Source organism: Methylobacterium frigidaeris (assembly GCF_022179185.1).
In the GTDB taxonomy this organism is placed as follows: Bacteria; Pseudomonadota; Alphaproteobacteria; order Rhizobiales; family Beijerinckiaceae; genus Methylobacterium; species Methylobacterium frigidaeris.
This window is the reverse complement of record NZ_BPQJ01000046.1, coordinates 1-26,136: the sequence shown is the minus strand read 5'-3', so window position 1 is coordinate 26,136 and position 26,136 is coordinate 1. Positions and strand designations below refer to the sequence as shown.

General features: G+C 69.3%; 22 protein-coding genes and 2 pseudogenes. 13 read left to right on the top strand and 11 right to left on the bottom strand.

Going from position 1 to position 26,136, the window contains the following annotated elements; genetic code table 11:
- Window positions 1-543: 543 nt before the first annotated feature.
- From MFF64_RS29715 to MFF64_RS29705, 3 genes and pseudogenes are all read left to right on the top strand, one after another.
- A pseudogene (locus MFF64_RS29715) lies at window positions 544-894 on the top strand (transposase); the annotation flags it as partial.
- 37 nt (window positions 895-931) lie between these two features.
- Window positions 932-1,108: pseudogene (locus MFF64_RS29710) on the top strand (IS701 family transposase); the annotation flags it as partial.
- Window positions 1,109-1,350: 242 nt separating this feature from the next.
- Window positions 1,351-1,674, top strand: a complete 324-nt coding sequence (locus MFF64_RS29705) for a hypothetical protein (RefSeq protein WP_238193097.1) — start codon at window positions 1,351-1,353, stop codon at window positions 1,672-1,674.
- A 292-nt stretch (window positions 1,675-1,966) separates the two neighbouring features.
- Here the strand turns inward: MFF64_RS29705 and MFF64_RS29700 are convergent, their stop codons facing one another.
- From MFF64_RS29700 to MFF64_RS29660, 9 genes are all read right to left on the bottom strand, one after another.
- Window positions 1,967-4,333, bottom strand: coding sequence for a penicillin acylase family protein (locus MFF64_RS29700; RefSeq protein ID WP_238193096.1), 2,367 nt, complete (start codon window positions 4,331-4,333; stop codon window positions 1,967-1,969).
- A gap of 46 nt (window positions 4,334-4,379) precedes the next feature.
- Window positions 4,380-5,135, bottom strand: coding sequence for an SDR family NAD(P)-dependent oxidoreductase (locus MFF64_RS29695; protein ID WP_238193095.1), 756 nt, complete (start codon window positions 5,133-5,135; stop codon window positions 4,380-4,382).
- A complete protein-coding gene (locus MFF64_RS29690) occupies window positions 5,135-6,031 on the bottom strand; it encodes a polysaccharide deacetylase family protein (protein ID WP_099901718.1) in 897 nt (298 codons plus the stop codon). Before MFF64_RS29690 ends, MFF64_RS29695 begins: the two co-directional genes overlap by 1 nt.
- Before the next feature lie 10 nt (window positions 6,032-6,041).
- Window positions 6,042-7,346 carry an MFS transporter gene (locus tag MFF64_RS29685; RefSeq protein ID WP_238193094.1) on the bottom strand — a complete coding sequence of 435 codons (1,305 nt, stop codon included), beginning with the start codon at window positions 7,344-7,346 and terminating at the stop codon, window positions 6,042-6,044.
- A gap of 242 nt (window positions 7,347-7,588) precedes the next feature.
- Window positions 7,589-8,812, bottom strand: a complete 1,224-nt coding sequence (locus tag MFF64_RS29680) for an amidohydrolase family protein (RefSeq protein ID WP_238193093.1) — start codon at window positions 8,810-8,812, stop codon at window positions 7,589-7,591.
- A 39-nt stretch (window positions 8,813-8,851) separates the two neighbouring features.
- The gene (locus MFF64_RS29675; RefSeq protein WP_238193092.1) at window positions 8,852-10,243 is read right to left on the bottom strand and encodes a M20/M25/M40 family metallo-hydrolase; all 1,392 of its coding nucleotides are present in this window, start codon (window positions 10,241-10,243) and stop codon (window positions 8,852-8,854) included.
- Entirely contained in the window at window positions 10,240-12,291 is a 2,052-nt protein-coding gene (locus MFF64_RS29670; protein ID WP_238193091.1) for a hydantoinase/oxoprolinase family protein, read from the bottom strand. The genes MFF64_RS29675 and MFF64_RS29670 overlap by 4 nt, the downstream gene beginning before the upstream one ends.
- Entirely contained in the window at window positions 12,278-14,095 is a 1,818-nt protein-coding gene (locus tag MFF64_RS29665; RefSeq protein WP_238193090.1) for a hydantoinase B/oxoprolinase family protein, read from the bottom strand. Before MFF64_RS29665 ends, MFF64_RS29670 begins: the two co-directional genes overlap by 14 nt.
- Window positions 14,079-15,431 carry an MFS transporter gene (locus tag MFF64_RS29660; protein ID WP_238193089.1) on the bottom strand — a complete coding sequence of 451 codons (1,353 nt, stop codon included), beginning with the start codon at window positions 15,429-15,431 and terminating at the stop codon, window positions 14,079-14,081. The genes MFF64_RS29665 and MFF64_RS29660 overlap by 17 nt, the downstream gene beginning before the upstream one ends.
- A 264-nt stretch (window positions 15,432-15,695) precedes the next feature.
- Here MFF64_RS29660 and MFF64_RS29655 point away from each other — a divergent pair, with 264 nt between their 5' ends.
- Complete coding sequence (locus tag MFF64_RS29655; RefSeq protein ID WP_238193088.1) at window positions 15,696-16,442, top strand: GntR family transcriptional regulator; 747 nt, start codon at window positions 15,696-15,698, stop codon at window positions 16,440-16,442.
- 117 nt (window positions 16,443-16,559) lie between these two features.
- On the opposite strand, the gene MFF64_RS29650 is transcribed toward MFF64_RS29655, so the two are convergent.
- On the bottom strand, window positions 16,560-17,444 hold the full coding sequence (locus MFF64_RS29650; RefSeq protein ID WP_099899780.1) for a LysR family transcriptional regulator: 885 nt from the start codon (window positions 17,442-17,444) through the stop codon (window positions 16,560-16,562).
- Between the two features lie 145 nt (window positions 17,445-17,589).
- On the opposite strand from MFF64_RS29650, the gene MFF64_RS29645 reads away from it, so the two are divergent.
- The 8 genes from MFF64_RS29645 to MFF64_RS29610 all read left to right on the top strand — a co-directional run bounded on the left by MFF64_RS29645 (window position 17,590) and on the right by MFF64_RS29610 (window position 25,296).
- Entirely contained in the window at window positions 17,590-18,546 is a 957-nt protein-coding gene (locus MFF64_RS29645) for an N-carbamoyl-D-amino-acid hydrolase (protein WP_099899787.1), read from the top strand.
- Window positions 18,543-19,364, top strand: a complete 822-nt coding sequence (locus MFF64_RS29640; protein ID WP_425324300.1) for an ABC transporter substrate-binding protein — start codon at window positions 18,543-18,545, stop codon at window positions 19,362-19,364. Before MFF64_RS29645 ends, MFF64_RS29640 begins: the two co-directional genes overlap by 4 nt.
- The gene (locus MFF64_RS29635; RefSeq protein ID WP_099899776.1) at window positions 19,361-20,218 is read left to right on the top strand and encodes an amino acid ABC transporter permease; all 858 of its coding nucleotides are present in this window, start codon (window positions 19,361-19,363) and stop codon (window positions 20,216-20,218) included. The genes MFF64_RS29640 and MFF64_RS29635 overlap by 4 nt, the downstream gene beginning before the upstream one ends.
- Entirely contained in the window at window positions 20,215-20,985 is a 771-nt protein-coding gene (locus MFF64_RS29630) for an amino acid ABC transporter ATP-binding protein (protein ID WP_099899774.1), read from the top strand. The genes MFF64_RS29635 and MFF64_RS29630 overlap by 4 nt, the downstream gene beginning before the upstream one ends.
- Window positions 20,986-21,044: 59 nt before the next feature.
- The gene (locus MFF64_RS29625; protein ID WP_099899785.1) at window positions 21,045-21,845 is read left to right on the top strand and encodes an ABC transporter substrate-binding protein; all 801 of its coding nucleotides are present in this window, start codon (window positions 21,045-21,047) and stop codon (window positions 21,843-21,845) included.
- A gap of 201 nt (window positions 21,846-22,046) precedes the next feature.
- Window positions 22,047-22,925 carry a polysaccharide deacetylase family protein gene (locus MFF64_RS29620; RefSeq protein WP_099899772.1) on the top strand — a complete coding sequence of 293 codons (879 nt, stop codon included), beginning with the start codon at window positions 22,047-22,049 and terminating at the stop codon, window positions 22,923-22,925.
- Window positions 22,922-24,298 (top strand): amidohydrolase family protein, encoded by a 1,377-nt coding sequence (locus MFF64_RS29615; protein ID WP_238193087.1) that lies wholly within the window; start codon window positions 22,922-22,924, stop codon window positions 24,296-24,298. Before MFF64_RS29620 ends, MFF64_RS29615 begins: the two co-directional genes overlap by 4 nt.
- Window positions 24,299-24,471: 173 nt before the next feature.
- Window positions 24,472-25,296 (top strand): IS5 family transposase, encoded by an 825-nt coding sequence (locus tag MFF64_RS29610; protein WP_238193086.1) that lies wholly within the window; start codon window positions 24,472-24,474, stop codon window positions 25,294-25,296.
- 136 nt (window positions 25,297-25,432) lie between these two features.
- Here MFF64_RS29610 and MFF64_RS29605 read toward each other — a convergent pair whose 3' ends face one another.
- Window positions 25,433-25,798, bottom strand: coding sequence for a hypothetical protein (locus MFF64_RS29605; protein ID WP_238193085.1), 366 nt, complete (start codon window positions 25,796-25,798; stop codon window positions 25,433-25,435).
- Window positions 25,799-25,846: 48 nt separating this feature from the next.
- Between MFF64_RS29605 and MFF64_RS29600 the strand changes: the two genes are divergently transcribed.
- Window positions 25,847-26,056, top strand: coding sequence for a hypothetical protein (locus MFF64_RS29600; protein ID WP_238193084.1), 210 nt, complete (start codon window positions 25,847-25,849; stop codon window positions 26,054-26,056).
- Window positions 26,057-26,136: the final 80 nt, after the last annotated feature.

Sequence of the window (26,136 nt, the reverse complement as noted above, 5' to 3'; positions counted from 1 at the left end):
AATCTCTAGAGCAGGTGAGGACGAAGTTTTTCAGATTTTCGTGCGATTGCATAGCCAGATTTTACTTATAATTTGATTTAAATTATCTTGATTAATATCCGGAATAATGATTGCGGCAGAAATCATATTGACGAGCGCTGCGGTAGACTTATAAAATATTGATTTTTGCATATTAAAATCAAACAATGGTGCGATATTTATCTTTGTTAAGGCTTTTTCCGAAATATTATATGAGTTAATGCAAATAATATTCAAAATATATCGGCAGTTTTGTTGATTTCATCCCGGAGCGAAAATGCACTGGCAGCAGCCCTAGGACGATATCTCTGTCGCTATGTGGATACTCGACCGATTCCAACGTGTCATGACTCGTATCATTCTCGCCTTCCGCGGCTATGCCGTTTATAAGGCTCCCGCATTGATCTACATACCAAAGATCAATAGTGCAATTACGTAAGTATCGGATATCCACATCTGTGGTCGCCGAGAGCGGAGCCTGGTTGGAGCGGGAGGTGAGGCGGTGACCACTCGACGCGGCGTCCACGGCGTCAGGACCTTGTGGAACAGGTGCTGGCGCCAGCCCTGCGGCCGGGCGACACGGTGATCCTGGACAATCTGTCGGCCCACAAGGTGGCCGGGGTCCGCGAGGCACTCGCTGCGGTGGGAGCGCGGCTCCTGTACCTGCCGAAATACTCGCCGGACTTCAACCCGATCGAGCGCGTGTTTGCCAAGATCAAGGCGCTGCTGCGCAAGGCGGCGCCGCGAAGCGAGGCGGCGCTACACCAGGCGATCCGGCGGGTCCTGCGCTCCTTCAAACCGCGAGAGTGCCGCCGCATCATCGCAGCAGCCGGCTACGACGCAACCTCAGCCATGACCGGCACCATTTCTACCTGAAAGAGAAATGCTCTAATACTACAACCGGGATTGTGTGTTGCCATGGTGGAGGTGTGCCATGACGAGGGTGACGCGAGCGGATGTGGCGGACTGGGCGCAGGGCCTCGATGAGGTTCTGGAACGGATCGCCGCCCGATTTGGGCGGGCCGCGCCGCGCCGGCGGGCGGGGGCCTATCTTCGGGGCCTGCTGGCACCGGTGGAGCGAGCGAAAGGCCTTGCCGAACATGTCCGGCAGGGTCTTCTCGTAGCGCGCCAGCATCTGCGGCTGGCTCGCGGCAAGTTCGGCGCGCGGGGGGCATCGCCGGCCCCGAGGCCGCCCCGACCGGTCCGTCGATACAGCGCATGTCGAGGCCGTATTCGCCGAGGCCGAGCAGATCGCGGCACGCTCTACCGGAGACGTAGAAGGCCGGACCGGGGTCGTTCTCCCGCAGCGGCAGCCCGACGCGGACCCCATCCATGAACGCGGCGCCGGCCGTGGCGACCACGGCCTCCATCTCGCGCGCCCGCGGGACGCTGAGCGAGGCCACCCAGAACAAGCGGATCGACGCCCTCCATCTCGCGCGCCCGCGGGACGCTGACCGCGTTGCAATCGACGAAGACCGGCGGGGTCCTGGTGTTGCGGATCGACCGGGCGAACCGCAACGCCAAGGACGCGGCCTCGGACGCCGGCAGGATCGACAGGAGGACCTGCGCTCAAGCGGTGATCGTCTCGTCGTCGACGAGCACCATGCCTCCGCCCTCGCCCGGCTCGCGGCGATGCGGTTCTCCGCGCCTGTCTAACCGGGCGAGACCATTCGCGGGAAAAATATGGCGGGACGGCTCGTTCCGCGCCAGCGTTCCGGCCCGCGAGCCGCTCGTCATCTCCAAAGGCCACGCCACTTTCGGTTCGGCGACCCTGAACACTTGATCGACGGATCGACCCATCATGGGCATGCGGGACGGCAAGGTCGCGCTCGTCGGGGGCGCTATCATCCAGTCGTCGAATCACGCTATCGCGCTGCATGGAGCGGCTGGCGAGGGCCGAAAGCGGCGCGTCACACCGCGCTGCCTTGAGTTTCGACCTCGTGCCCGATCAGGGCCGATCCTCCGGCACCAGCCGGATCGTGACCACGCTCGCCGCGTCGACAGCCCCCCGGCTGTAGAGCATCGGCACGTAGTCGCCCCTGGCCCAGAGGGGTGCGAGGTCGCGGTAATGCGGTGAGCGCGGGTCGCCGGACTGGCCAGGGGCGTTGATGCACACGCTGTTGTCCCAGTCGCCCACGTCGATGACGAAGCGGACCGAGGCCCCGTTGGTGACGCGGAAATCGGCGCTCCGATAGGCGGCGTGCATCACCGTCGAGGCGCTGCCGGGCTTCTCCAGCGGCCCGACATCGAGCGTGCTGCGCAGATCCGCATCGGCGGCCGGGCTCGCCGCGTGCTCGAAGAAGCCATGGTGCAGGTCGCCCCAGCGCCAGCGCGCGGGGTCCCCGCCGTAGCGTGCACTCGCCTCCGCGAAGGCCGCCGCCAGGGTCTCGGCCAGCAGCCCGTCGCGTGCTGCCACGGGATCGTCGCCGAAACGGGAGTCGGGCGCCTCCAGGGCCTGCAGGATGCCCTCGACGTCGCCCGGCAGCATGAGGGTGCGCACGGCCGGGTCGTCGATCAGGAGGGCGAACAGGGCGGGCTTCAGGTGGCGCGTCCACCAGAGTTCGGAGAGGAGCCCGGCGCCCGAATCGATCGTCAGCCTGCCGTCCCAGGAGAGAAGCAGCGCGCGCCCCGGCCCGGCTGGGCCCGATCCCGGAAGGCGCTCCAGCAGCGGGCTCAGCCGCCGCGCGGGCATCGAGACGACATCCGTCTGCAACGCGGCCGAATCGGCGATGGCGTGGCCGGCGGCGCCCGACAGCACCGCGCGGATGCGGCGGGCGCGGCTTCCCTCCAGCCACTCGTAGCCGACCTGCCTCTCGGCGTGCGGCCAGTCGGCTGGCATGTTCGCCTCGTTGGCGCTGGCGACGAAGCCCTCGGGCGGGTTCTCCAGCCGCGGCATGGCGTCGAGGTCGTGGAAGCCTGCCCATTCGAAGCGGCCATCGCCCGGGACCGGCAGCAGGCCGTCCCAGTTCGGCCGGTTCGGGGTGTAGCCGGCCGGGAACCAGGCGATCGTGCCGCCCGTGTCGGCGTAGACGTGATTGAGCGAGGGCGCGCCCCAGCGCTTCGCCGCCGCGCGGTACTCGGGCAGCGTTCGCGCCCGCATGGTCGACAGGCTGGCGAGGTAGGCGGCCGAGCCCGGCTCGAACCACACCGAGCGCAGCGCGATGGCGCGGTTCCCGGCCGGATCGGCGTGGATGACCGGGCCGTGCCGGGTGAAGCGCAGGCGCAAGGCCTGGTCCGGCGCCCCCTTCACGGCGACCGTCTCCTCGACGATCGTCATCGGCACCCACTCGCCCTCGTAGCGGTAGCGGTCCGGATCACCCGGCTTCGTCTCGTAGACGTAGAGGTCCTCCTGGTCGGCACCGAAGATCGTGATGGCGAAGGCCGCCTCGCCGTTATGCCCCATGCAGAGTCCGGGCACGGCGGGCTCGCCGGCGCCGATCGCGTCGAAGCCCGGCGCGCTCAGGTGCACGAGGTAGCGCAACGACGGCACGGCGTGGGCGCGGTGGGGATCGCCCGCCAGGATCGGGCGGCCGGTCGCCGTGCGCGTGCCGGCGACGGCCCAGTTGTTCGAGCCCTCCCAGGCCGCATCGCGCACGACCTCGCCGAGATCGGTGACGCGGGTCCAGGCCTCGGCGTCAGCGAGGGAGGCGGCGAGGCGCTCCTTCGTGAACAGGACGCCGGCCGTCCCGAGCTTGAAGAGGTCGAGCGCGGCGACCGGGATCTGCGAGAGGTCGAGACCGCCGGGATTGCCCGGTGTGACCCGCGGCTCCAGGTTCTTGCGCAGGAGGTCGGTCGCGTCGCCGTAGCGGGACGCCACGTTGGCACGCAGGATCTCCGAGAGGGCGTTGCGCGTGAGGCCGTGGCTGCGGATGCGCACGACGTCCTCGGGCGCCCAGAGGGCGGGCTCGGTACCGAAGAGCCGGAACTCGTCCGGCAGGCGCTCCGGCTCGCGCCGCGTCAGTGCCACGTAGGCGTTGATGCCGCGGGTGAAGGCCTCGACGATCGCGCGGGCGTCCGGGGCGTAGCTCGTCCACTCGGCCGCCATGTCGCCGCGGTAGAGGAAGGCGCGGGAGGCGCGGTCCTGCGCGAGGTAGCCGGGTCCGAAATCGGCCGCGAGCCGCCCGAGCCCCCGCTTGCGCCAGAGGTCGATCTGCCAGAGCCGGTCGCGGGCGGCGTTGAACCCCTGCAGGAAGAACAGGTCGTCCAGGCTCTCGGCCCGCAGGTGGCAGATGCCCCAGGGATCGATCCGGATCTTGGCCGGCCGCGTCAGGCCGGCGATCGCGATGACGTCTTGCGTCGGGTCGGTGCCGCTCATCGGGACTCTCGTATCGGCTTCGTGCGTCGGTCGTGGCGGAAGGGGCCTACAGCCGCCCCCCATCCACCGGGATCACCTGCCCGGTGATCCAGCCGGCCTGCTCGCTGGCGAGGAACATGACCGCCGCCGCGACGTCCTCGGCCTTGCCGAGGCGGCGGGTGTGCAGCGAATCCAGCAGGCGCTGCTGCCCCTCGGGACCATACGCCTCCCACTGCGCGTGGGTGGCGGGGTTCGTCAGGATCAGCCCTGGCGCCACCGCGTTCACGGTCGTGCCGTGCGGCCCGAGTTCCCAGGAGAGCTGGCGGACCGTGCCGACGAGGGCGTGCTTCGACGCCGTATAGGCGTGGATGCCGGTGAGGCTCGGGCGCAGGCCCGCGCTCGAGGCGACCGCCACGATGCGGCCCCAGCCGCTCTGCCGGAAATGCGGCGCGGCTCCTTGCGCGAGCCAGAACGCGCCGTCGACATTGGCCTGGAACAGGCGGTGCCAATCCTCCTCCGTGACCTCCTCGATCGGCCGGCCGACCTGGCCGCGCACGCCGCCGGCGGCGAGAGCCAGGATGTCGAGCCGGCCTTCCTCGGCGAGGATGCGCGCGACGAGCGCGTGCGCTGCGGCCCGATCGGCGAGGTCGCAAGGGTGGGTCCGCGCCTGCAGGTTCTCGCCCGCCACCGCCAAGCCGTCCGCGTCGAGATCGGTCAGGTGGATGCGCGCGCCCGCCTCCCGCAAGGAGCGCGCGATCGCCTGGCCGATTCCTTGCGCCGCCCCGGTGACGAGGGCGACGCGGCCGTCGAGCCGGATCCGCATCAGGCCGCGTGCTCCCGGGCGTAGGCCGCGACCTCGGCGTGGGTGGCGAACCACACGTCCTTCGCCTTGGCGTGGCGGATCAGCTCCTCGAGGATCCAGATGCGCGAGCGCGGCGTGATGATGTGCGGGTGCATCGTCAGCTGGAACAGCCCGCCCGCCTCGTAGGCCGCGTCGAACTCGCGCGTGAAGATGTCGAGCACGTCGGCCGGCGGCGTGTAGGGCCGCAGCGACTGGAAGCGGTTCATCATGAAGTAGACCGCGTCGTCGCGGATCCACTCCACCGGTACTTCGACGATGCCGGTCTTCTCGCCGTGGAGCTCGAGCTCGTAGCAATCCTCGTCGGCCATCAGCGAGGAATCGTAGAGGAGCCCGAGCTCGGTCTCGATCTTCAGAGTGTTGGGGCTGAAATCCCAGGACGGCGTCCGCAGGCCCACCGGCCGCACGCCGGTGATGCGCTCCAGCGTGTCGGTCGAGCGAAACATCAGGTCGCGCTCCGCCTCGTAGGGCAGGATCGAGTTCAGCTCGTGGATCCAGCCGTGGATGCCGATCTCGTGGCCCTCGGCGACGATGCGGCGCTGCTCGTCCTCGTAGAGCAGCGCCGCCACCGCCGGCACGTAGAACGTCGCCTTGACGTCGTACCGGTCGAGCAGCGCCAGGACGCGCGGGATGCCGATGCGGTTGCCGTACTGGCCCCAGCTCATCCGCCCGATCGACTTTCCGCCGTCGCGCAGCTCGTTCGTCTCGTGGTCGCTGTCGAAGGACAGGGCGACCGCGCAGCGGGCGCCGTTCTTCCAGGAGGCCGGACGGTAGCTGCGCCCGGCGCGGACCTGCCCGACGAGGTGGCGCCACTGCGCCTCCGGCCATTGCCACGGCTCGAGCTTGCTCATGTCGGTCATGGTTCAAGTCCTATCGCAGGGGCTCGAAGGCGGTCTCGCGGATGCGCAGGGTCACCAGGAAGGTGATCACCGCCGCCGCGACCATGTAGTAGCCCGGCGCCAGCGTGCTGCCGGTGAGCTGGATCAGCCAGGTGCAGATGAAGGGCGCGAAGCCCCCGAAGATCGCCACCGCGGTGTTGTAGCCGACCGAGAGCGCCGTGTAGCGCACGCGGGTCGGAAACAGCTCCGAGTACACGGCCGGGCAGGGGCCGGAGAAGAACGACAGGAACACGATCATGATGAGCTGCGCCGCGAAGGCCAGCGCGACGCTGCCCGAGGAGGCCATCATGAGCAGCGGGAAGGACAGGATGATGTAGCCGCCCGAGGACAGGAGCATGAGCGGCTTGCGCCCGACCCGGTCCGACAGCGCCCCCCAGATCGGGATCAGGACGACGAAGACCGTCAGGCACGCGGTGCCGATCCACATCGCCGCGCTCGCCGTCAGGCCGCCCGCCGTGCGGATGTAGTTCGTCATGTAGACGATCGGGATGTAGTACGAGACGGTGTTGTGCAGCGTCAGCCCGAAGATCGTGAAGGTGGCCTTGCGCTCCGTCGTGAAGGCCTCGACGAGCGGATTCTTGGCAACTTCGTTCTTCTCCTCGATCTCGACGAAGGCCGGCGTGTCGTCCAGGCTCCAGCGCAGGTAGGCGCCGACGAGGCCGACGGCGATGCCCATGAAGAACGGGATGCGCCAGCCATAGGCGACAAGGTCGGCCGGCGACAGGATCTCGGCGATCAGCGCCGCGCTGAGCGAGCCGAGAAGGAAGCCGGCGCCGACGCTGACCTGCTGCCAGGAGCCGATGAAGCCGCGCTTTCCTTCGGGCGCGAACTCGACGAGGTAGGCGGTCGAGCCGCCCCACTCGCCGCCGGCCGAGAGGCCCTGGATCAGGCGGATGAGCACGAGGAGCAGGGGCGCCCAGATGCCGATCTGGTCGTAGGTCGGCAGGAGGCCGATGGCGAGCGTCGAGAACGCCATCAGGAAGATCACCAGGCTCAGCGCGGCGCGCCGCCCGTAGCGGTCGCCGTAGATGCCGAAGACGATCGAACCAAGCGGCCGCATCACGAAGCCGACGCCGAAGACCCCGAAGGTGAGGAGCAGCGAGGAGAGCGGGTCGCTGGTCGGGAAGAACAGCGCCGAGATCGTCGCCACGAAGTAGCCGTAGACCCCGAAATCGTACCATTCGAGGATGTTGCCGATGACGCCCGCGACGATCGCCCGCCTGCGCTGGCTCTCGCTCTGGACGGCACTGTCCGCGCCCAGGCTGACCGTTGTCATGTGCCCTCTCCGTATTTCACGGTTACGACGATCATAAATTCTGCATGTGTAGGCCGACGGGGCCGAGTATCCGGAACATCAGTCCGAATGCCGGAGTATTTCGCAATGAACGGGCCAGCATAGATGCTCATTATTGCATGGCAGGTCTACGAAAAATCACGTTGTTAGACCCTGGCGCGGAGCGTCGTCTCGTGCATCCCGGCGCCGGTCGCGTGTCCCTGGGAGGCGGATCGCTCCGAGGCCTATGTCAGCAGCTGCGCCGGCTCGCACACCATCGTCTTCCGCCCGCGCTTGAACGCCGCGACAGGGCGGCGGATCTCGGCGATCGCGGCCTCGGGCGAGGCGGCGTCGATCACCACGAGGTCGGCCGGATTGCCGACCGCGACGCCGTAATCGGTCGCGTTGAGGAGCCGCGCCGAGCGGCGCGTGATCATGTCGAAGCAGTCGCAGAGATCGGCCGGCTGGCTGATCTGGAGGACGTTGGCCTGCAGGTTCGCCATCCGGATCAGCGAGCAGTCGCCGAAGGGCGTGGCGGGGTTCAGCACGTTGTTCGAGGACAGCGAGCAGTTCACTCCTTTCGCCAGCAGGAAGTTGACATCGGCGACCCCGCGCGGCACGGCGTGATCGTGAGTGCGCCCCATCAGGTAGAGGTCGGTCGCCGGCAGCACCGTGACCGCCACGCCGACATCGGCGAGGCGCCGCGCCACCGCCGCGACGGCGTCGGGCGGCATCAGCGAGAGCTTGGCCATGTGGCCGACCGCGACGCGCCCGCCGAGGCCGTACGCTTCCGTCAGCTCGGCCACGAGGTGGACGTCGAGATGGTCGGCGGTCGGCCCGACATCGAGGTGCAGGTCGACGTCGCAATCGTACTCCCGGGCAAGCTCGAAGATGCGCCGGATCTGGGCCGGCGCGTCGGTATCGTAGCGGGGGGCGCCGCCGATCACCCGGGCGCCGCGCTCCAGCGTCTCGACGAGCAATTCATCCGTGCCGGGGACGTTGGTCAGCCCGTCCTGCGGGAAGACGCAGAGCTGAAGGTCGACCGCCCAGGCGTAGTCGCGGGACAGTCGCGCCAAGGCGTCGTAGCCCCTGAGCCCGATCTTCGGGTCGATCTCGACATGGGTACGGATGCGCGTCGTGCCGTGCAGCAGGCATTCCCGCAAGGTGGCCTCGGCGCGTTCGTAGACGTCGTCCTCCGAGATGTCGGGCTTGAACGCCTCGACGTAGCGCACCGGGTTGATGGCGCGGCCGGGCTCGGCCGGGCAGCGGCCGAGGAGGCGCGACTTGTCGAGATGGATGTGGGTCTCGACGAGGCCCGCGCAGGTGAGCCGGCCGGCCGCGTCGAACACGGGAGCGTCCCCATCGATCCGGGGCGCGATGGCGTCGATGAAGCCGCCCGCGATGCCGATATCCACCAGTTCGCCGCGGGGGCGGTCCTGGAGCTGGGCGCGCCGTACGATCAGGTCCATGGTCCATCCCTTTCGATGCCGAGGAGCGTGCAAGCCACGTCAGGCAGGTTCACGGTTCGCCGCCGCGATGGCCGAGAGGAGCGCCGCACCGGTGCGGATGCCGTTGACGAAGCAGTCGAGCCGCAGGTTCTCGTTCGGGGCGTGGTTGGCCTCGTCGGCATTGGCGTAGGGCAGCACGAAGGCGGGCACGCCGAGGATCTTGGTGAAGACGTAGTCGGGCAGGCTGCCGCCGAGCGAGGGATACTCGTAGGGCTCGACCCCCTGGGCGGCGAGTACCGCCTGCCGGATGGCGGCGCCGAAGGGGGAATCGACCGGCGTCTTCGACGGCAGCATGCCGTGCTGGCGCACGAGCGTGACTTCAGGCGCGTGGCGGCGCACGTGGGCCTCGACCTTGTCGAGCACGTCCTCCGGCGTCATCGCCTCGACGAGGCGGATGTCGCATTTCACGGTCGCCTCGCAGGGCAGCACGGTCTTCGAACCGGGACCGCCATAGCCGCCGTGGAAGCCGTTGATGGTGAGCGTCGGCCGGAACATCAGGCGCTCCGCCACGCTGCGCTCCAACGGCGCGTCGAGCCGGTCGAGGCCGAGTTCGGCCTTGATCGCTTCGGGATCGAGCGGCAGCTTGGCGGCGATTGCGCGCTCCTGGTCGGTGGGCGGGACGACGCGGTCGTGCAGGCCGGGAATCGTGATCTCGCCGGCGGCGTTCTTCATCGTGCCGAGCAGGTGGACGAGGGTCCAGAGCGGGTTCGGCACCACGCCGCCGAAATTGCCCGAATGGACGTCTCGGGCAGCGTGCCGGCAATGCAGCTCGAAATTGACCATGCCGCGTACGCCGTAGGTCAGGACCGGGCGGCCCGACGGATGGATCGGGCCGTCGGCGGTCACCACGAGATCCGCCTTCAGGCGATCGCGATGCGCCGCGACGAACTCGGCGATGTGCGGCGAGCCGATCTCCTCCTCGCCCTCGAGCAGCACGACGACGTTGCAGGGCAGGCGGCCGTGCACGGCGAGGTGGGATTCGATCGCGAGCAGCTGGGCGAAGTGCTGGCCCTTGTTGTCGCCGATGCCGCGGGCGTAGATCCGGCCGTCGCGGATCGTCGGCTCGAAGGGCGGCGATGCCCAAGCCTCCAGCGGATCGGGCGGCTGCACGTCGTAATGGCCGTAGAGCAGGATCGTCGGCGCGCCGGGCACCTCGTCCCGGCGACCGAGCACCATCGGGTGACCGGCGGTCGCGATCGCCTCGGCCGAGAAGCCGAGGCCCATCAGGTGATCGACGAGGAGCCCGGCGACCTCGGCAATGCCGATGTTCTGCGCGCTGATGCTCGGGTGGCGGACATAGTCCATCACCCGCGCGACGAAGCGATCCTCGTTCGCCGCAATGTGGTCGAAGACCTGTCGGAGATCTTCGTCTCGGCTGGGCGTGTCGGTCACGTGCGGGTCTCCCTGGGCTCGTCTGTCCGGGTGAGAAGGAGGGCGCCCGAGGCGTGCACCTCGCCGTGCCAGCCTGGCGGCACCAGGGTGGTGGCGTCGAGCTGCGCGACGACGGCCGGGCCCGCGAAACGATCGCCGGCCCCGAAGAGGGCGCGGTCGAGGAGCGGGACGCTGGCCGGTCCGGTCTCGAGATGCACGGTCAGCTCGCCCCGCGGGACGATGCCCGACCCGGGCGGCAGGGTCTCGCGCGGCGCCGGCGGCATCCGGCCCGTCGCCTCGACGCGCAAGGTGACGAGCTCGATCGGGGCGTCGAGCGAGAAGCCGTAGAGGGCGTCGTGCGCGGCCGCGAAAGCCGCCTGGACGTCCTCCGCACCGCCCGACCACGGCACCACCAGCTCGCCGCCCTGGCCATGGTAGCGCAGGAGCGCGACCCGGACTTGCCGACGATCGACCTCGGCCACGCCTTCCGCTGCGAGCCAATCCTCGGCCTGCTCGCCCAGCTCGGCGAGGATCGCCTCGGCCACCGCGACGTCGATCCGGCCGGCCCGAGGCAGGGTGCGGCTGAACTCGGCCTTGAGGTCCGCGGCGAGCAGGCCGTCGGCGCAGAGGACCCCCGGCGCCGGCGGGACCAGGACGCGGCGGATGCCGAGCAGGTCGGCGAGCGCGCAGCCATGAAGCGGCCCGGCGCCGCCGAAGGGCACCAGCGTGAAGTCGCGGGGATCGTGGCCGCGCTCGACCGAGACCACACGCAGGGCCCCCACCATGTGGTTGTCGGCGATCGCCAGGATGCCGCGCGCGGCCGCTTCGAGGGAGAGCCCGAGGGGTTCGGCGACGGTCGTCGCCACGACCTCGCGCGCGGCCGCGAGGTCGAGCGCCATGCGGCCGCCGAGCAGCTTCTCCGGCAGGTGGCCCAGCACGACATGGGCATCGGTGACCGTCGCCTCCCGCCCGCCGCGGCCGTAGGCGGCGGGGCCGGGATCGGCGCCGGCGCTCTGCGGCCCGACGGTCAGCGTGCCGCCGGCGACGCGGGCGATCGAGCCGCCGCCGGCGCCGATCGTCACCATGTCGACCATCGGCAGCGGCAGCGGCCACTCGCCGACATGGCCCGCTTGCGTGAGGCCGATCCGGCCGTCCTTGATCAGGCAGATGTCGGCGCTGGTCCCGCCGAGGTCGACCGTGATGATGTCCTGGATGCCGCAGGATGCCGCGACCTCGCGCGCGCCGACCACGCCGGCGGCCGGCCCCGACAGCGCGGTGAGGGCGGGGGCGCGGCGGATCGTGGCGGCGCCGGCGACGCCGCCGTTCGACTGCATCAGGAGGAGCGGGGCGGCGATCCCGGCCTCGCCGAGCCGTCCTTGCAGCCGCGACACGTAGGTCGAGACGCCCGGCATCACGACGGCGTTCAGCACGGTCGCGAGCGAGCGCTCGTACTCGCGCACGACCGGCAGCACGTCGGTCGAGGCCGTCACCGCGAGGCCGGGCAGTTCCTCGCGCAGGATCGCCGCCACGCGCCGCTCGTGATCGGGGTTGGCGAAGGCGTGCAGCAGGCACACCGCCACCGCCTCGACATCGGCGGCGCGGCAGGCCGCGGCGGCCGCGCGCACGCTCGCCTCGTCGAGGTCCTCCAGCACGGCGCCGCCGGGCCCGATCCGCTCGCGCACCTCGAAGACGCGGGAAGCGGGGACCGGCCGGGCGGGCTTGACCCAGGAATAGAGGTTGGCCCGGCGCGGGATGTCCTGCCGGCCGATCGCCAGCACGTGGCGGAAGCCCGCGGTGGTGACGAGGGCGGCGCGCGCGCCCTTGTCCTCCAGGATCATGTTGGTGGCGACCGTGGTGCCGTGCAGCACGCGCCCGAGATGGGAGGCCGGGAAGCCTGCCTCCTCCAGCGCGAGGCCGACGCCCGTCATGAAGGCCCGGGAGGGGTCGCCCGGCACGCTCGGCGTCTTGGCGCGCCAGACGAGGCCGGAGCGGGGATCGTGCAGCGCGATATCGGTGAAGGTGCCGCCGATATCGACCGCGACGGCGAGCTGAGACTCAGACGAGGGCATCGACGTACTCGTGACGGTGGAAGGCGCGGATCTCCGGGCGGGCGGCGCGGGCGATCCTGGTGGCGGTCTCGTCGAGCGCGCCGTCGCGGATCATCACGCCGTAGAGGCGCGCGGCCGCCCCCACGGAGACGTAGCCGCCGAGCACGTCCTGCAGGACGGCCTCGGCCGGCCGGTCGAACGGATGGCCGTGACCCCCGCCGCCGCCGGTCTCGATGCGCAAAGTATCGCCGCGCTTGAGCCGGTTGCCGTCCGAGAGCGGGGCGAGCACACGCTCCTGCGGCGTGCCGGCATTGACGACGGCGCGGCCGACGCCGCCCGCCATGCCGCCGCCGATCCCCCAGGGCGGGTTCTCGACGCCGTCGATGCGCAGGGCCAGCACCGCCTCGTCGGCCAGGATCTCGTAATCCCGCACGATGCCGCAGCCGCCGCGGTGGCGCCCCGCCCCGCCGGAATCCGTCACGATGCCGTAGGCGCGCAGCCGGACCGGGTAGCCGGTCTCTAGGAACTCTACGGGATAGTTCTCCTGCGCGACGAAGTAGACCGCGTCGATCCCGTCGGCGTGAGGACGCGCGCCGTAGCCGACGCCGATCCCGTCCGAGAGCAGGAACGGCTCGGGCTCCCCGGCCTCGGTCCGGGACGTGCCGCGCATCAGGATGATGACGTAGGCCGAGTGCGCCGCCGGTGCCCCGCCGCCGGCGACGTTGACGAGGCCGTTCAGCCCGGCGAGCACGCGCATCATCGTGAGCCCCCGCATGCCGAGCGGTGCCGGGAAGCGCGGCCAGAGCAGCGAGCCCTCGCGCAGGCGCACCTCGTCGAGCGCCTGCGGCCCGCCGGCGTTGCAGACCTGGGCCGGATCGCCGCCGAGATAGTAGAGCCCGAGCGCCATGCCGGGGACGCCGGGATTCATCAGGAAGTTCACCGGCCCCGGCGCCTGGTCGTCGGTCTCGGTGGCATCGAAGACGAAGCGGTCCTCGCCGTCCTCGGCTTGGGCGCGGGTGAGGGAGAAGCGCATCCGGTAGGGACCGCCGCCATGGCCGTCGGAATCGATCGCGTCGGTGAAGCGGTGAGTGCCGTAGGCGAAGGTCGCGGCCAGCTTCTCGCGCACGCGGTCCCGGGTGCGGGCCAGCAGCTGGGCGAGTGCGTCGGCCACGACGTCCGGCCCGAATCGATCGAGGATCTCGCCGACGCGCCGCACGCCGAGATCGACGCTCGCCATCAGGGCCCGCATGTCGCCGAGGCTCTGGGCCGGGAAACGGGAGTTGCGGTGGAAGATCGCCAGCGCCGCCTCGTTGGTCCGGCCGCCGTCGATCAGCTTCGTCGGAGGCACGATGATGCCCTCCTGGAAGATGTCGGTCGCGTCCGGGCTGATCGAGCCCGCGCGCAGGCCCCCGATATCGGCGAAATGCGCCCAGGCCATCACGAAGGCGCAGAGCCGGCCGCCGCGGAAGACGGGGGCGAGCAGCACCTGGTCGTTCGAGTGCGAGACGGCGCCGCGCGAGCCGTAGCAGTCGTTGTACCAGTACAGGTCGCCCGCCCGCATCGTCTCGGGCGGGAAGTCGCGGAAGACCGGGCTCGTGATGTCGCCGAAGATCGGCACGTTCGAGCCGACCGCCATGACGCCGTCCGCGTCGAACAGGCCGGTGTAGAAGTCCTTCTTCTCGCGGATGAAGGCCGAGATCGCGGTGCGCTCGATCAGGGCCTCCATCTCGGACTGGGCGGCCCGCACGGCACCGCGCACGATCTCGAGCGTGACGGGATCGCAGCGGCCCTCATGCGCCGGCGCGGCCTCAATCGAGCGGAGCATTGGTCGGATCCTTGATGAGGAGGAGCGTCACGGCGCTGATCAGCGCGGAGGCGACGACGAAGAGCGCCGGCGAGAGCGGGCTGCCGGTCTCGCGGATCAGGAAGGTGGCGATGAAGGGCGCGAATCCGCCGAAGATCGTGACCGCCAAGCTGTAGCCGATCGAGAGCGCGGTGAACCGGACCCGGGTCGGGAACAGCTCGGCCAGGACGGCGCAGAGCGGGCCGGCATACATCGCGAGCAGGAAGGCCGCGATCGACTGCGTCAGCACGAGGCCGAGGCCGGTCGGATGGCTCACCACGAGGGAGAAGAGCGGGTAGCCGAGGACGACGTAGCCGAGGGCCGAGATCAGCAGCACCGCCTTGCGGCCGATCCGGTCCGAGAGGTGGCCCATCACCGGCGTGAACAGCGTCAGCACGACCGCCGCGACGGCCGAGGAGGTGTAGGCGGTGCCGGGCGCGATGCCGAGCTGCCCGGAGGCGAAGCTCGGCATGAAGATGTTGAAGGTGTAGTTGCCGACCGTGCCGACGATCGACAGGCCGAAGGCTGCCAGCACCGGCCGGCGATAGACCGTCAGCGCGTCGCGGACCGGGTGGGAGGCCACCGCGTCCTGCGCGACCGCGCGGTCGAACGCGGGCGTCTCGGACACCTTCGAGCGCAGATAGAGGCCGATCGGCGCCAGCACGAAGCCGCAGATGAAGGGGATGCGCCAGCCCCACGACGTCATGGCGGCGGGGTCGAGGGTCGAGTTGAGGATCGCGGCCATCAGCGTCCCGGCGATGAGCGCGAGGCCGACGCTGAATTGCTGCATGCTGCCGATCAGGCCGCGCCGGCCCGGAGGGGCGTACTCGACCAGGAACGCGGCCGCCCCGCCCCACTCGCCGCCGGTCGAGAAGCCCTGGACCAGGCGGCAGGCGACGAGGAGGAGCGGCGCCGCGATGCCGATCGTGGCGTAGGACGGGATCAGGCCCGTCAGCGCCGTCGCGGTCGCCATCAGGCCGACGGTCAGGATCAGGGCCGCCTTGCGGCCGCGCTGGTCGCCGTAGGCCCCGATCACGATCGCGCCGACCGGCCGCATCACGAACCCGACGCCGTAGGTGGCGAAGGTCGACAGCAGCGACACGACGGGATCGCCGGCGGGAAAGAAGTTGGCGCCGATCTGGGCCGCGAACAGGCCGAAGATCAGGAAATCGAACAGCTCCACGAAGTTGCCGACGGCGCAGGACACGATCGCCCGGCGCCGGATGCGGGCGTGATCGGAAGTCAGCTCGGACCCGGATACGGATACGGGTTTCTGCACCGGCCGGGCCGCCGGCGCGCTGATGGCCGTTCGCGACATCTCTTCCTCCGCTGTCAGGCCGGCCCCGGCGGGCAAGCGCCCTGGTTCTGCAAGCCGTGCACCAAGCGCGAACACGCACCGCCTGCAGGGGAGCCGTCTCGTTGGGCCTGGCTGGCCTGCCGCGGGAAGCGGCAGATGCTGCCTTTTTGTCTCCTTGTCAGACAAGATTGCGCAGAGCGCCCTGGCTGTCGAGGGCCTGTTTCGTGGCGCATGGCCGTGCGCCGCGCCGACATGCTATCGCGTGACACAGGTCGAGGAGGGGGCATGATCGCCGGAGCGCTGGACACGCTCGCGCCGCCGCAGCTGGTGCGCGAGCGCGCCTTCGAGGAGGTGCGGGACGCGATCATCGCGGGCCGGATCGCGCCCGGCGCGCGGCTCATCGAGCGCGAGCTCTGCGCAGCGCTCGGCATCAGCCGGGCCTCGGTGCGCGAGATGATCCGCCGGCTGGAGGCGGAGCGCCTCGTCTCGGTCGAGCCCCGCAAGGGGCCGACCGTGATGGCGCTCACCCGCAAGGACGCGGCCGAGATCTACGAGGTCCGCGCCCTGTTGGAGGCCTTGCTGATCGAGCGCTTCACCGCGGTCGCGAGCGGGGACGAGATCGCGCATCTCGAGCGCATCTTCGCGCAGGTGAGGGCGGCCGCCGCGACCGACGCGGTCTCGGAGATCGTCGCGCTGATGCTGCGCTTCAACGACCACCTCGTCGACGTGGTCCGGCACGACGTGGCCCGCGACCTGCTCCGGCAGCTCAACGCCCGGATCAACTTCCTGCGCATCCGGGCCATGGCGAAGCCGGGGCGGATCGCCGCGAGCCTCGAGGAGATCGGCGCCATCCTCGACGCCGTGCGCGGCCGCGACGGCGCCCGCGCCGGCGCGCTGATGAAGGCCTCCGTGGAGCACGCGCGCGACGCGGCGCTGGAGCAACTGGCCACCCAGGATACCGATCGGCCCTCCGGCAAGCGCCGCGGATCGGCCGCGTCGCGCCGGCCCACCGATCACCAAGGGTCACGCTGAGGCCGCGATCTCCGTTCGGATCCCGCGAAAAACGGCGCGATCGCATGCGGACTCAAGGCGCCGCTCGCGCTCCGAGCCCGGGCCCCCCGGAATGCGTGAAGGCGTCGGCCATCGGGGTCAGGGTGAGGCCCGCGCCGCCCGGACCTCCGCCAGGAACGCCCGCGCCAGGCGCGACAGCGGCTCGGCCTCCGACCACAGCATGAAGGCCTCGACCGGGGTGCGCGGTGCGAAGGGACGTACCACCACCGGATGCGCACCGCCCTGCGAGGGCGAGAACGGGTCGACCACCGCGACGCCGACGCCGGCCCCGGCGAGCACGCAGGCGGTGTTGCAGTAGCGCACCTCCACGGAGGCGTCGAACGGCACGCCCGCCCGCGCGAAAGCATCCCGCACAGCCTCGCCGAGGCGCGTGCCGCGCTCCAGCCCGATAAAGGGGTGGCGGGCGAGATCCGACGGCGTGATGCTCGCCCTCAGGCTCAGGGGATGGTCGGGAGCCATGACGCAGACCATCTCGCCCCGGTGCACCACCTCGTGGGCGATGCCGACGTGGTTCGACAGGCCGAGCGCGAAGCCGAGCTCCGCGACCCGGCTGCTCACGCCCTCGATCACCCCCTCGTAGCGGCGCACGTCGAAGAACAGCCGCGTCTGCGGCCGCTGGCGCACGAAGGCGGCGAGCGCCCGTGGCAGCAGGCCGTAGGCCAGCGGCGGTGTCGCCATGATGGCGAGGTGCCCGTGCCGGTTCTCGCGCAGGTCGCGCACGCGGCCTTCGAGCTTGGCGTGGAGCGCGAAGATCGCCTCGCTCTCCCGGTAGAGCGTCATCGCCTCGGCGGTGGGAAACAGCCGGTTGTTGATGCGGTCGAACAGCGGAAAGCCGACCTGCGCCTCCATCGCCTTGAGGGCGTTGCTCACCGCCGGCTGCGACACGGCCAGTTCCTCGGCCGCCGCCAGGGTGGTGCGATGCCGGACCACCGCCCGCAAGATCTCGAGCTGCCGCAGGTTCACTATCACTCCATCTTATAGTCAGGTGGAATTTATCATAGGCGTCAGGATTGTGAAGGCGTAAGGGATATGCATGATCGGGGCATGGACGTGGGCCAATACAGCGTAATGCTTGTGGCTTAAGCATGATGCCCACTCAGAGGTCATGATGTCTCGTATCGTCACCGTCGCCGCGGCCCAGATGGGGCCGACCCAGCGCGCCGATTCCCGTGCCCACACCCTCGACCGGCTGATCCGCCTGCTCGAGGACGCAGCAGCCCGCGGCGCGACGCTCGTGGTCTTCCCCGAGCTCGCCTTCACGACGTTCTTCCCGCGCTGGCTCCTCGAAGGCGAGGAGCTCGACCGGTATTTCGAGCGCGCGATGCCCAATCCTGCGGTCCAGCCGCTGTTCGATCGCGCCCGGGAGCTGGGTGTCGGCTTCAACATCGGCTACGCCGAGCTGACGCCGGAGGGCGAACGCTTCAACAGCACGGTGCTGGTCCAGCCGGACGGGTCGATCCTCGGGCGCTACCGCAAGGTCCACCTGCCGGGCTCGGTCGAGCCGCGAGCAGGTGCACGCTTTCAGCAGCTCGAGAAGCGCTACTTCTCCTACGGCAACACGGGTTTCCCGGCCTTCCGGGCCGGCGAGGCCTGGGCCGGCGCGATCATGGGCATGATGATCTGCAACGACCGGCGCTGGCCCGAGGCTTGGCGGGTGCTCGGGTTGCAGGGGGCCGAGCTCGTCTGCGTCGGCTACAACTCGGCGGCCTACGATCCCAATGGCGGCACGAGCGAGGACGCGGCCTTGCGCACCTTCCACTCGACGCTGGTCGCCCAGGCCAACGCCTACATGAACGCCACCTGGGCGGTGGCGGTGGCAAAGGCCGGAGATGAAGACGGGTCGGGCCTGATCGGCGGCTCCTGCATCGTCGATCCGGACGGGCGGATCGTCGCCCAGGCCAAGACCCTCGGCGACGAGGTGGTGGTGGCCGAGTGCGACCTCGAAAGCTGCCGCCAGGGCAAGGACAAGATGTTCAACTTCGGCCAGCACCGCCAGCCGGCGCAGTACGGTCCGATCACCGAGCGGGCCGGCGTGGTCGAGCCGGCGCCGCTCGCGGCGGAGTGACGGCGATGCGGCGCGCCCTCCTCATCGCCTGCCTTGCCCTCGCGGCGAGCCGCGCCGCCGCCCTGCCGGAGGAGATCCGCCCGCGCGGTACCCTGCGGCTCGCCGTCAACGCCACCTACGCACCGATGGAGTACCGCGACCCCGAGACCAACACGCTCAAAGGCCTCGACATCGACCTCGCGGCCGAGATGGCGAAGCGTCTCGGGGTGGGCATCGCCTGGAGCGAGGTGCCGTTTGCCGAGCTGATCCTGTCGCTGCAATCGGGCCGGTCCGACTTCGTCATCAGCGGCATCTCGGACCGCGCCTCGCGCCGGGACAAGGCCGATTTCATCGACTATCTGACGACCGGCGCCCAGTTTTTCGTCCTCGCCGGCAGCCCGGCGCAAGTCCCGGCGGATCTCTGCGGCAAGCGGATCGGCACCACCCGTAGCACCTCGTTCCCGGCCCAGATCGAGGAATGGAGCGCCAAGACCTGCGCGACCGCGGGCAGGCCACCGGCGATCGTCGCGCCGGGCGAGAACAGCATCGACGTGCGCAACCAGCTCAAGCAGGGCCGCATCGACGCCGCGGTCCAGGGCAGCGAGACGCTGCCCTACGCGCAAGGGCTTGAGGCGGGACGCTACCGGGTGGTCGGAGCGCCGTTCACCAATGGCTATCAGGGCATCATGGTGCGCAAGGAGGATGCCGCCCTGCGCGAGACCCTGACCGCGACCCTGCGGGCGATGATCGCGGACGGAACCTACGGCACGATTCTGGCCAGATACGGCCTGTCGGCCAATGCCGTGCCCGAGCCCCTCCTGAACGCGAGCGACCAATGAGCAGCGGACGCGCCCTGGCCGAGGGCTTTCCTGATCTCACCGGCCTGCCCACCGCCCGGCGAACCCACTGGGGCCGCTGGACCGCCGCCGGCCTGATCCTCGTCGTCCTGGCGTTGATCGGGCGCGCCTTCGCGGAAGGCCAGATCGAGTGGTCTTACGTCGGCCGCTTCTTCACCGTGCCGGTGATCCTGCACGGCATCGTCAACACCCTGGTGATGGCGGTGCTGGCGATGAGCCTCGGCATCGTGCTCGGCCTCGTCGTCGCGGTCATGCGGCTCTCGCCCAACCCGGTGCTGAAGGGGGTGGCCGCCGGCTACACCTGGCTGTTTCGCGGCACGCCGCTGATCCTGCAATTGCTGCTCTGGTTCAACCTGGCCCTGGTCTTTCCGGTGATCGGGATCCCGGGCCTGTGGTCGGCGAAGTCGGTCGAGGTGATGACGCCGTTCCTCGCCGCGCTCCTGGGCCTCGGCATCAACCAGGGCGCCTACACCTCGGAGGTGATGCGCGCCGGCCTGCTGTCGGTCGATACAGGGCAGTACGAGGCCGCGCAGGCGATCGGCATGGGCCGGCTGAAGGCGCTCTACCGCATCATCCTGCCCCAAGCGATGCGGGTGGTGCTGCCGCCGCTCGGCAACGAGTTCATCGGGATGGTCAAGGCGACCTCGCTCGCCAGCGTGATCCAGTACCCGGAGGTGCTGCACGCCGCCGAGAACATCTACTACGCCAATTCCCGGGTCATCGAGCTGCTGATCGTCGCCGGTCTCTGGTACCTACTGGTGGTCTCGATCCTGACGCCCTTGCAGATGCTGCTCGAGCGGCGCTTTTCCCGCGGCACCGCGAGGATCACCCGATGAGCGCGCCGCCCCTCGTCGCCTTCCGCCGCGTCTCGAAGAGCTTCGGCACCTTCAAGGCCCTCGATGACGTCTCCCTCGACGTCCATGCGGGCGAGGTGATGTGTCTGATCGGTGCCTCCGGCTCGGGCAAGACGACGCTGCTCCGCTGCGTCAACCAGCTCACCCGGATCGATGCCGGCGGCATCTGGCTCGACGGCGAGCTCTTGGGCATGCGCGAAGCCGGCGGGCGGCTCCACGCCTTGAGCGAGCGCGAAGTGGCGCGCCAGCGCCTCAAGACCGGCATGGTCTTCCAGCGCTTCAACCTCTTCCCGCACAAGACCGCGCTCGAGAACGTCGTCGAGGGCCCGGTCCACGTCCAGGGCCGCCGGCCGGCGGAGGTGCGGGACGAGGCGGTGGCGCTGCTGGCCCGCGTCGGCCTCGCCGCCAAGGCGGGCAACTATCCGACCCAGCTCTCCGGCGGGCAGCAGCAGCGCGTCGCCATCGCGCGGGCGCTCGCCATGAAGCCGCAGCTGATGCTGTTCGACGAGCCGACCTCGGCCCTCGATCCCGAGCTCGTCGGCGAGGTGCTGGCGGTGATGCGCGAACTCGCGCGCTCCGGGATGACCATGATGGTCGTCACCCACGAGCTGGGCTTCGCCCGCGAGGTCGCCGACACCGTGGTGTACATGGACCAGGGCGGCATCGTCGAGGCGGGCACGCCGGCAGAGGTTCTGGGCGGACCGCGCGAGGCCCGCACCCGCAGCTTCCTCTCGGCGGTGATCGGCTGAGAGTTTTTCCAAGAGTTCACGAGGAGGTTTTGGTGAAGCGCCTGATCGCGATTGGTCTCATGAGCCTGTCCGCCACGGTGGCCGCCGCGCAGGATGCGCCCAAAGCCGCCCTGCCGCCGGAGGTGGTCAAGAGCGGCACGCTCAAGGTCGCGATCGTGCCGAACTATCCGCCGATGGAGTTCAAGAACCCCGAGACCGGCCAGCTCACCGGCTTCGACGTCGATCTCGGCGACGCCCTGGCGAAAAAGCTCGGGATCAAGCTCGCCTGGCAGGAGACGAGCTTCGACCAGATGATGCCGGCCCTCGCCACCGGCCGGGTCGACGCGATCCTCTCCGGCATGACCGACCTCGCGACCCGGCACGACACCGCGACCTTCGTCGATTACCTGCGCAGCGGGCCGCAATTCTTCGTCCGCAAGGCCCGCGAGGCTGAGTTCACCAGCATGGACTCGCTCTGCGGCAAGAAGGCCGGGGCGAGCCGGCGGACCTCGTTCCCGCGCGAGATCGCGGCCTGGAGCGATAAGAACTGCAAGGACAACCCGGTGGTGTTCGTCGGAACCGAGGGCTCGGCCGATGCCCGAACCCAGCTCAAGCAGGGCCGCATCGACGCCGCCGTCCAGGGCAACGAGACGCTGCCCTACGTGATGGGGCTCGAGCCGAACACCTACATGCCCCTCGGCACCCCGATCGCCCTCCAGTACACCGGCATCGCGCTCCCGGTGAAGGAGACCAGCCTGCAGCAAGCCATGGCCGGCGCCCTCGACGCGCTGATCGCCGACGGGACGTACAAGGCGCTCCTGGAGAAGTGGAAGCTCACCGCGAACGGCATCGACAAGGCGCTGATCAACGGGGCGAAGTAGTCAACCGACAATCGTCGGACATCCAGCACAGCATAAAGCGCGGGATCCCCTCTTCCGCCCGCGGGGAGAGGAGCAATCCCGCGCCTCCTCTATCCCCGTATAGCTCTGCCAAACGGGAAAGCGGGCGCGACCGCCTTCGAGCCGGCGCCCCGGAATCCGTGTCCAGAGCCCTTAAAGCAAGCCACCCACACGAGACCTCCCATGAACCGCGCCGCCCTCGACAGCATCCCGCTCACGCCCGCCAACCTCGCCCCGCCGGCTCCGGACTACCCCTGGCCGGCACCGTACCGCTCGGCCATGTTCCTCTCCTTCGACGTCGATGCCGAGAGCGCCTGGACCAGCAAGGATGCGGGTCACGCCGAGCGTCTGGTCACCATGAGCTACGGCGCCTACGAGGCCCGGGTCGGTACGCCGAAGCTCCTCGAGCTCCTCGATCAGCTCGGCCTCAAGGGCACCTTCTTCATCACCGGCTGGGCGGTCGATGCCTATCCGGCGATGGCCGAGGCGATCGTGCGGGCTGGCCACGAGATCGGCCATCACGGTTACCACCACCTGATGCCCGATCCCGGTGCGCCCTTCATGGAGGAGGAGATCGAGCGCGGCTTCGAGACCCTGAAGCGCCGCCTCGGCGTGGTGCCGACGGGCTACCGCGCGCCCTACGGCGAGTTCACGGAAGGCCTGCGGCGGACCCTGGTGAAGCACGGCATCGTCTACACCTCGTCGTTCCGCGACGACGTGCGCCCCTATCGCCACGTCCTTCGCGACGGCACCCCCGGACCGATCGAATTGCCGGTGACGGCGAGCTACGACGACTGGATGCACGGCCTCTCGACCCGGTTCAGCCCGCGCTCGATCTTTCCCAAGGAGCACGTCCTCTCGCTGTGGAAGGACGAGCTCGACGAGGTGCGCGACTGGGGTGCGATGGTGACGACGGTGCTGCATCCCCAGTGCAGCGGCCGGCCGATGCGCCTGCGCCTGCTGCGCGAGTTCCTGACCTATGCCAAGGAATGCCCCGACCTCTGGATCACCACCGGCGAGGCGATCGCCGGGAACTTCCTGCACCAAGAGAGGGCGGCGTGACCACGGTCGCGATCTTCGGCTCCTGGCTCCTGACCCGCCGGGACGGCGCGCCGCGCATCGAGCGCGACCGCTGGGTGCTGATCGAGGGCGGCCGCATCGCCGCGGTCACGCCGGACCGGCCGGCGGCCGACGAGACCTACGACCGGCCGGGCCGCCTCGTGCTGCCGGGCCTCCTCAACCTGCACAACCATTGCTTCAGCGAGGCGATCGCCCGTTCGCACACCGAGGACGGAAGGGGGCGGACAGGCGGGAAGAGCATCGTCTACACGGTGCTGCTGCCGCTCTCGAAGACGGCGTTGATGGTTTTGTCGCCGCAGGAGCGCCTGGCCGCCGCGCGGCTCGGCATCCTGCAACTCCTCAAGGGGGGCGCGACGACGGTGATGGAGCCGTTCCGGAACGGCATCCCCGAGATGTTCGAGGCCGCCGAGGAGATGGGCCCGCGCTTCTACGGCGCGCCCTACCTGTTCTCCACCGCCGACGCCAAGGCCGGCCCGGACGGGCGCGTCACCTACAGGGGCGACGACGGCGAGGCCGACCTTGCCGCGTGGGACGCGCTCCACGCCCGCTGGGAGGGCAGGGCGGACGGGCGCATCCGCCTCGCCATGAGCCCGCACGCCACCGACACCTGCGGCCCGGACCTGCTGCGCGCCTGCGCCGCCCGGGCGCGGGAGCTCGGCGTGCCTATCACCACCCATCTCGCCCAGAGCGACGACGAGGTCGCGACCATCCGGGCGCGCCACGACGGGCGGAGCCCCGCCGAGTACCTCGACTGGCTCGGCCTGCTGGCGCCGGACCTGCTCGCGGCCCACTGCATCGCCAGCAGCGACGACGATCTGCGCCTGATGGCGGCGCGGGGCGCCACGGTGCTGAACTGCCCGCGGGTTTTCGCCCGGGCCGGCCGCACCGCCGCCTTCGGCCGCTTCGCCGCCCATGGCATCCGCACCCTGGTGGGCACCGACGGCTACAACATGGACCTGCTGGGAGAGCTGAACGCCGCCTCGCTGATCTCGAAGATCGCCGCCGGCCGGGCCGAGGTCGCGGACTCCGCCGCCCTCGTCGATGCCGTGACGAGACAGGCCGCCGCGGCGATCCGGCGCCCGGATCTCGGCGTGATCGCGCCCGGCGCGGCCGCCGACCTGACGGTGGTGGACATGACCCAGCCGCACCTGCAGCCGCTTCACGATCCGTTGCGCGCCCTGATCGCGCTGGCCAACCGCGCCGACATCGTCCAGGTGATGGTGGACGGGAGGCTCCTCGTCGATCAGGGCCGCTATCTGGCGGGAGACGAGGCAGCGATCATCCGCGAGGGCGCGGCGGCGATCGGGCGGATCTGGGACCTGCCGGAGGCCCGCGCCGCCTTCGAAGAGGCGTGAGTCCGTCGACGATTGCGCGCCCGGTTCAGCTCCGCCACTCATTCGACGACCGGTATCCGGTTCGTCGGAAGCTGCACCTGGGGACCGGCGAGTCGAACTTCTCTGAGAAAATCCACTCAGAGCCTGTTTGACTGACTGGCGCAGTTGCGCGTTGAGGTCGGCAGGAGGAGCCGATGTGGACGCAAGCTGATCGCGATCTCTACAAGGACGACGGGCGTCGCTATCTGAGCGACCTGACGGAGGCGCAATGGGCGCTGATCGCGCCGATGCTGTCGGGCTATGATCCGCTCAAAGTCGATCTGCGCGAGATGGTCAACGCCTGCCTGTACCTGGAGAAGACCGGCTGTCCGTGGCGCTACCTGCCGAGCGACTTCGGGCCCTGGGCGACGGTGCGCACCTGGCACGACCGGTTCCGCGCCGACGGGATCTGGTTGGAGGTCGCTGCCCTGCTGACGCGGGCGGTGCGTCCCCAACGAGGCCGGCCCGCCGAGCCCTCGACGGTGATCCTGGACTCGCAGAGCGTCGTGTCGGGCCCGCAGGCGGGGATCCGCGGCACCGACGGCAAGAAGAAGGTGCGGGGCATCAAACGCCACGTGCTGACGTGTTCGCGCGGCTTTGTCCTGGCCGCGGTGGTGACGGCCGCCAACGTCCACGACACGCAGGCGGCAGGCTGGGTGCTGGACCGCGCGGCTGATGCGGGCTGGGCGCCAGTGCGAGTGAAGGCGGATGGGATCTACACCGGCGCACGGATGGACGAGGCGGCTGCCCGTCACGGCGTCGAGGTGCAGATCTCCACCCGTGAGGCGCAGGCCAAGGGCGTCCAGCCGGTTCCGCTGCGCTGGCGCATCGAGGCGACGTTCGGCACGCTCTCGACGCGCTACCGCCGCCTGACCCGCCACTGGGAGCAAAGCCCAGCGGCGGCCGAGGACAGCATCAGTATCGCCAATTGCCACAGGCTCATGCAGGCCTATGAGCGACACCAATACAGATACTCATAAGCAAACAGGCTCTTATGCGAAAGAGGGTTGTAGGTACGAATTTAAAATATCTTACCTGAGGCAAGTAGGAATGGCATACTCCCCCGTTTTGCGGAACGCGGGAGGTTGCCATGGTGTGGGTCCTGATAAGTGTATATCATAAACTTGGAGCGCTGCTTGCCGGAATTGTCGAAGACGACAGCCGATTGGAGCCAGCTGCGTTTTTGGCCCGCTCGATCCAGATGGCGCGCTCCTCCGGCTTAGCGCACAGCACGATGCCGCCGAAGCCATTCGTCTCGGCCAGCAGCCGAGCCGACGTCGAGCTCTTTTTCGATCCGCTGCCGCTGAGGATCTTCGTCCCCATTGTTGCATGCTCGAGCGAGAATATATCTTGCAGTGGCACGCGAAATTGCGACAAATCCATAGGAAATCTCTTCTGCAAAAAAGGTAGCTGCGCCCGAGTGACGCTCACCAGAATCGATTTCTTTTTGCAATGTAACAAGCATATGATAATCTTGATCATAACCGAAACACTCGAATATTGATTTATTAATTAGAAATGAACAACGGAGTGGCTTCAACCGAAAAACCCAGCGGCTCATTTCTCGGCACTATGGCAACCGCGAGCGGCGTGGCGTTCAAATTGTCGAAGTCGCTGGGTGGCATGGCGGTAGACGCGGCCTATGCCATCGGCGGGGAACTCGTCCGCAATGCTGGAGCGGAGCTCGTCGATCGCGGCTGGTTCGGCCGCGACGTGGAGCAGCCGGCCCTAGTGGTCTGAGTTAGAAGAGGTTTGACAGTTTATCCGGGTGGGCGGATCGTCGGGTGCTTCCTGATGGAGGTGCGCCATGTCGCGTGGCC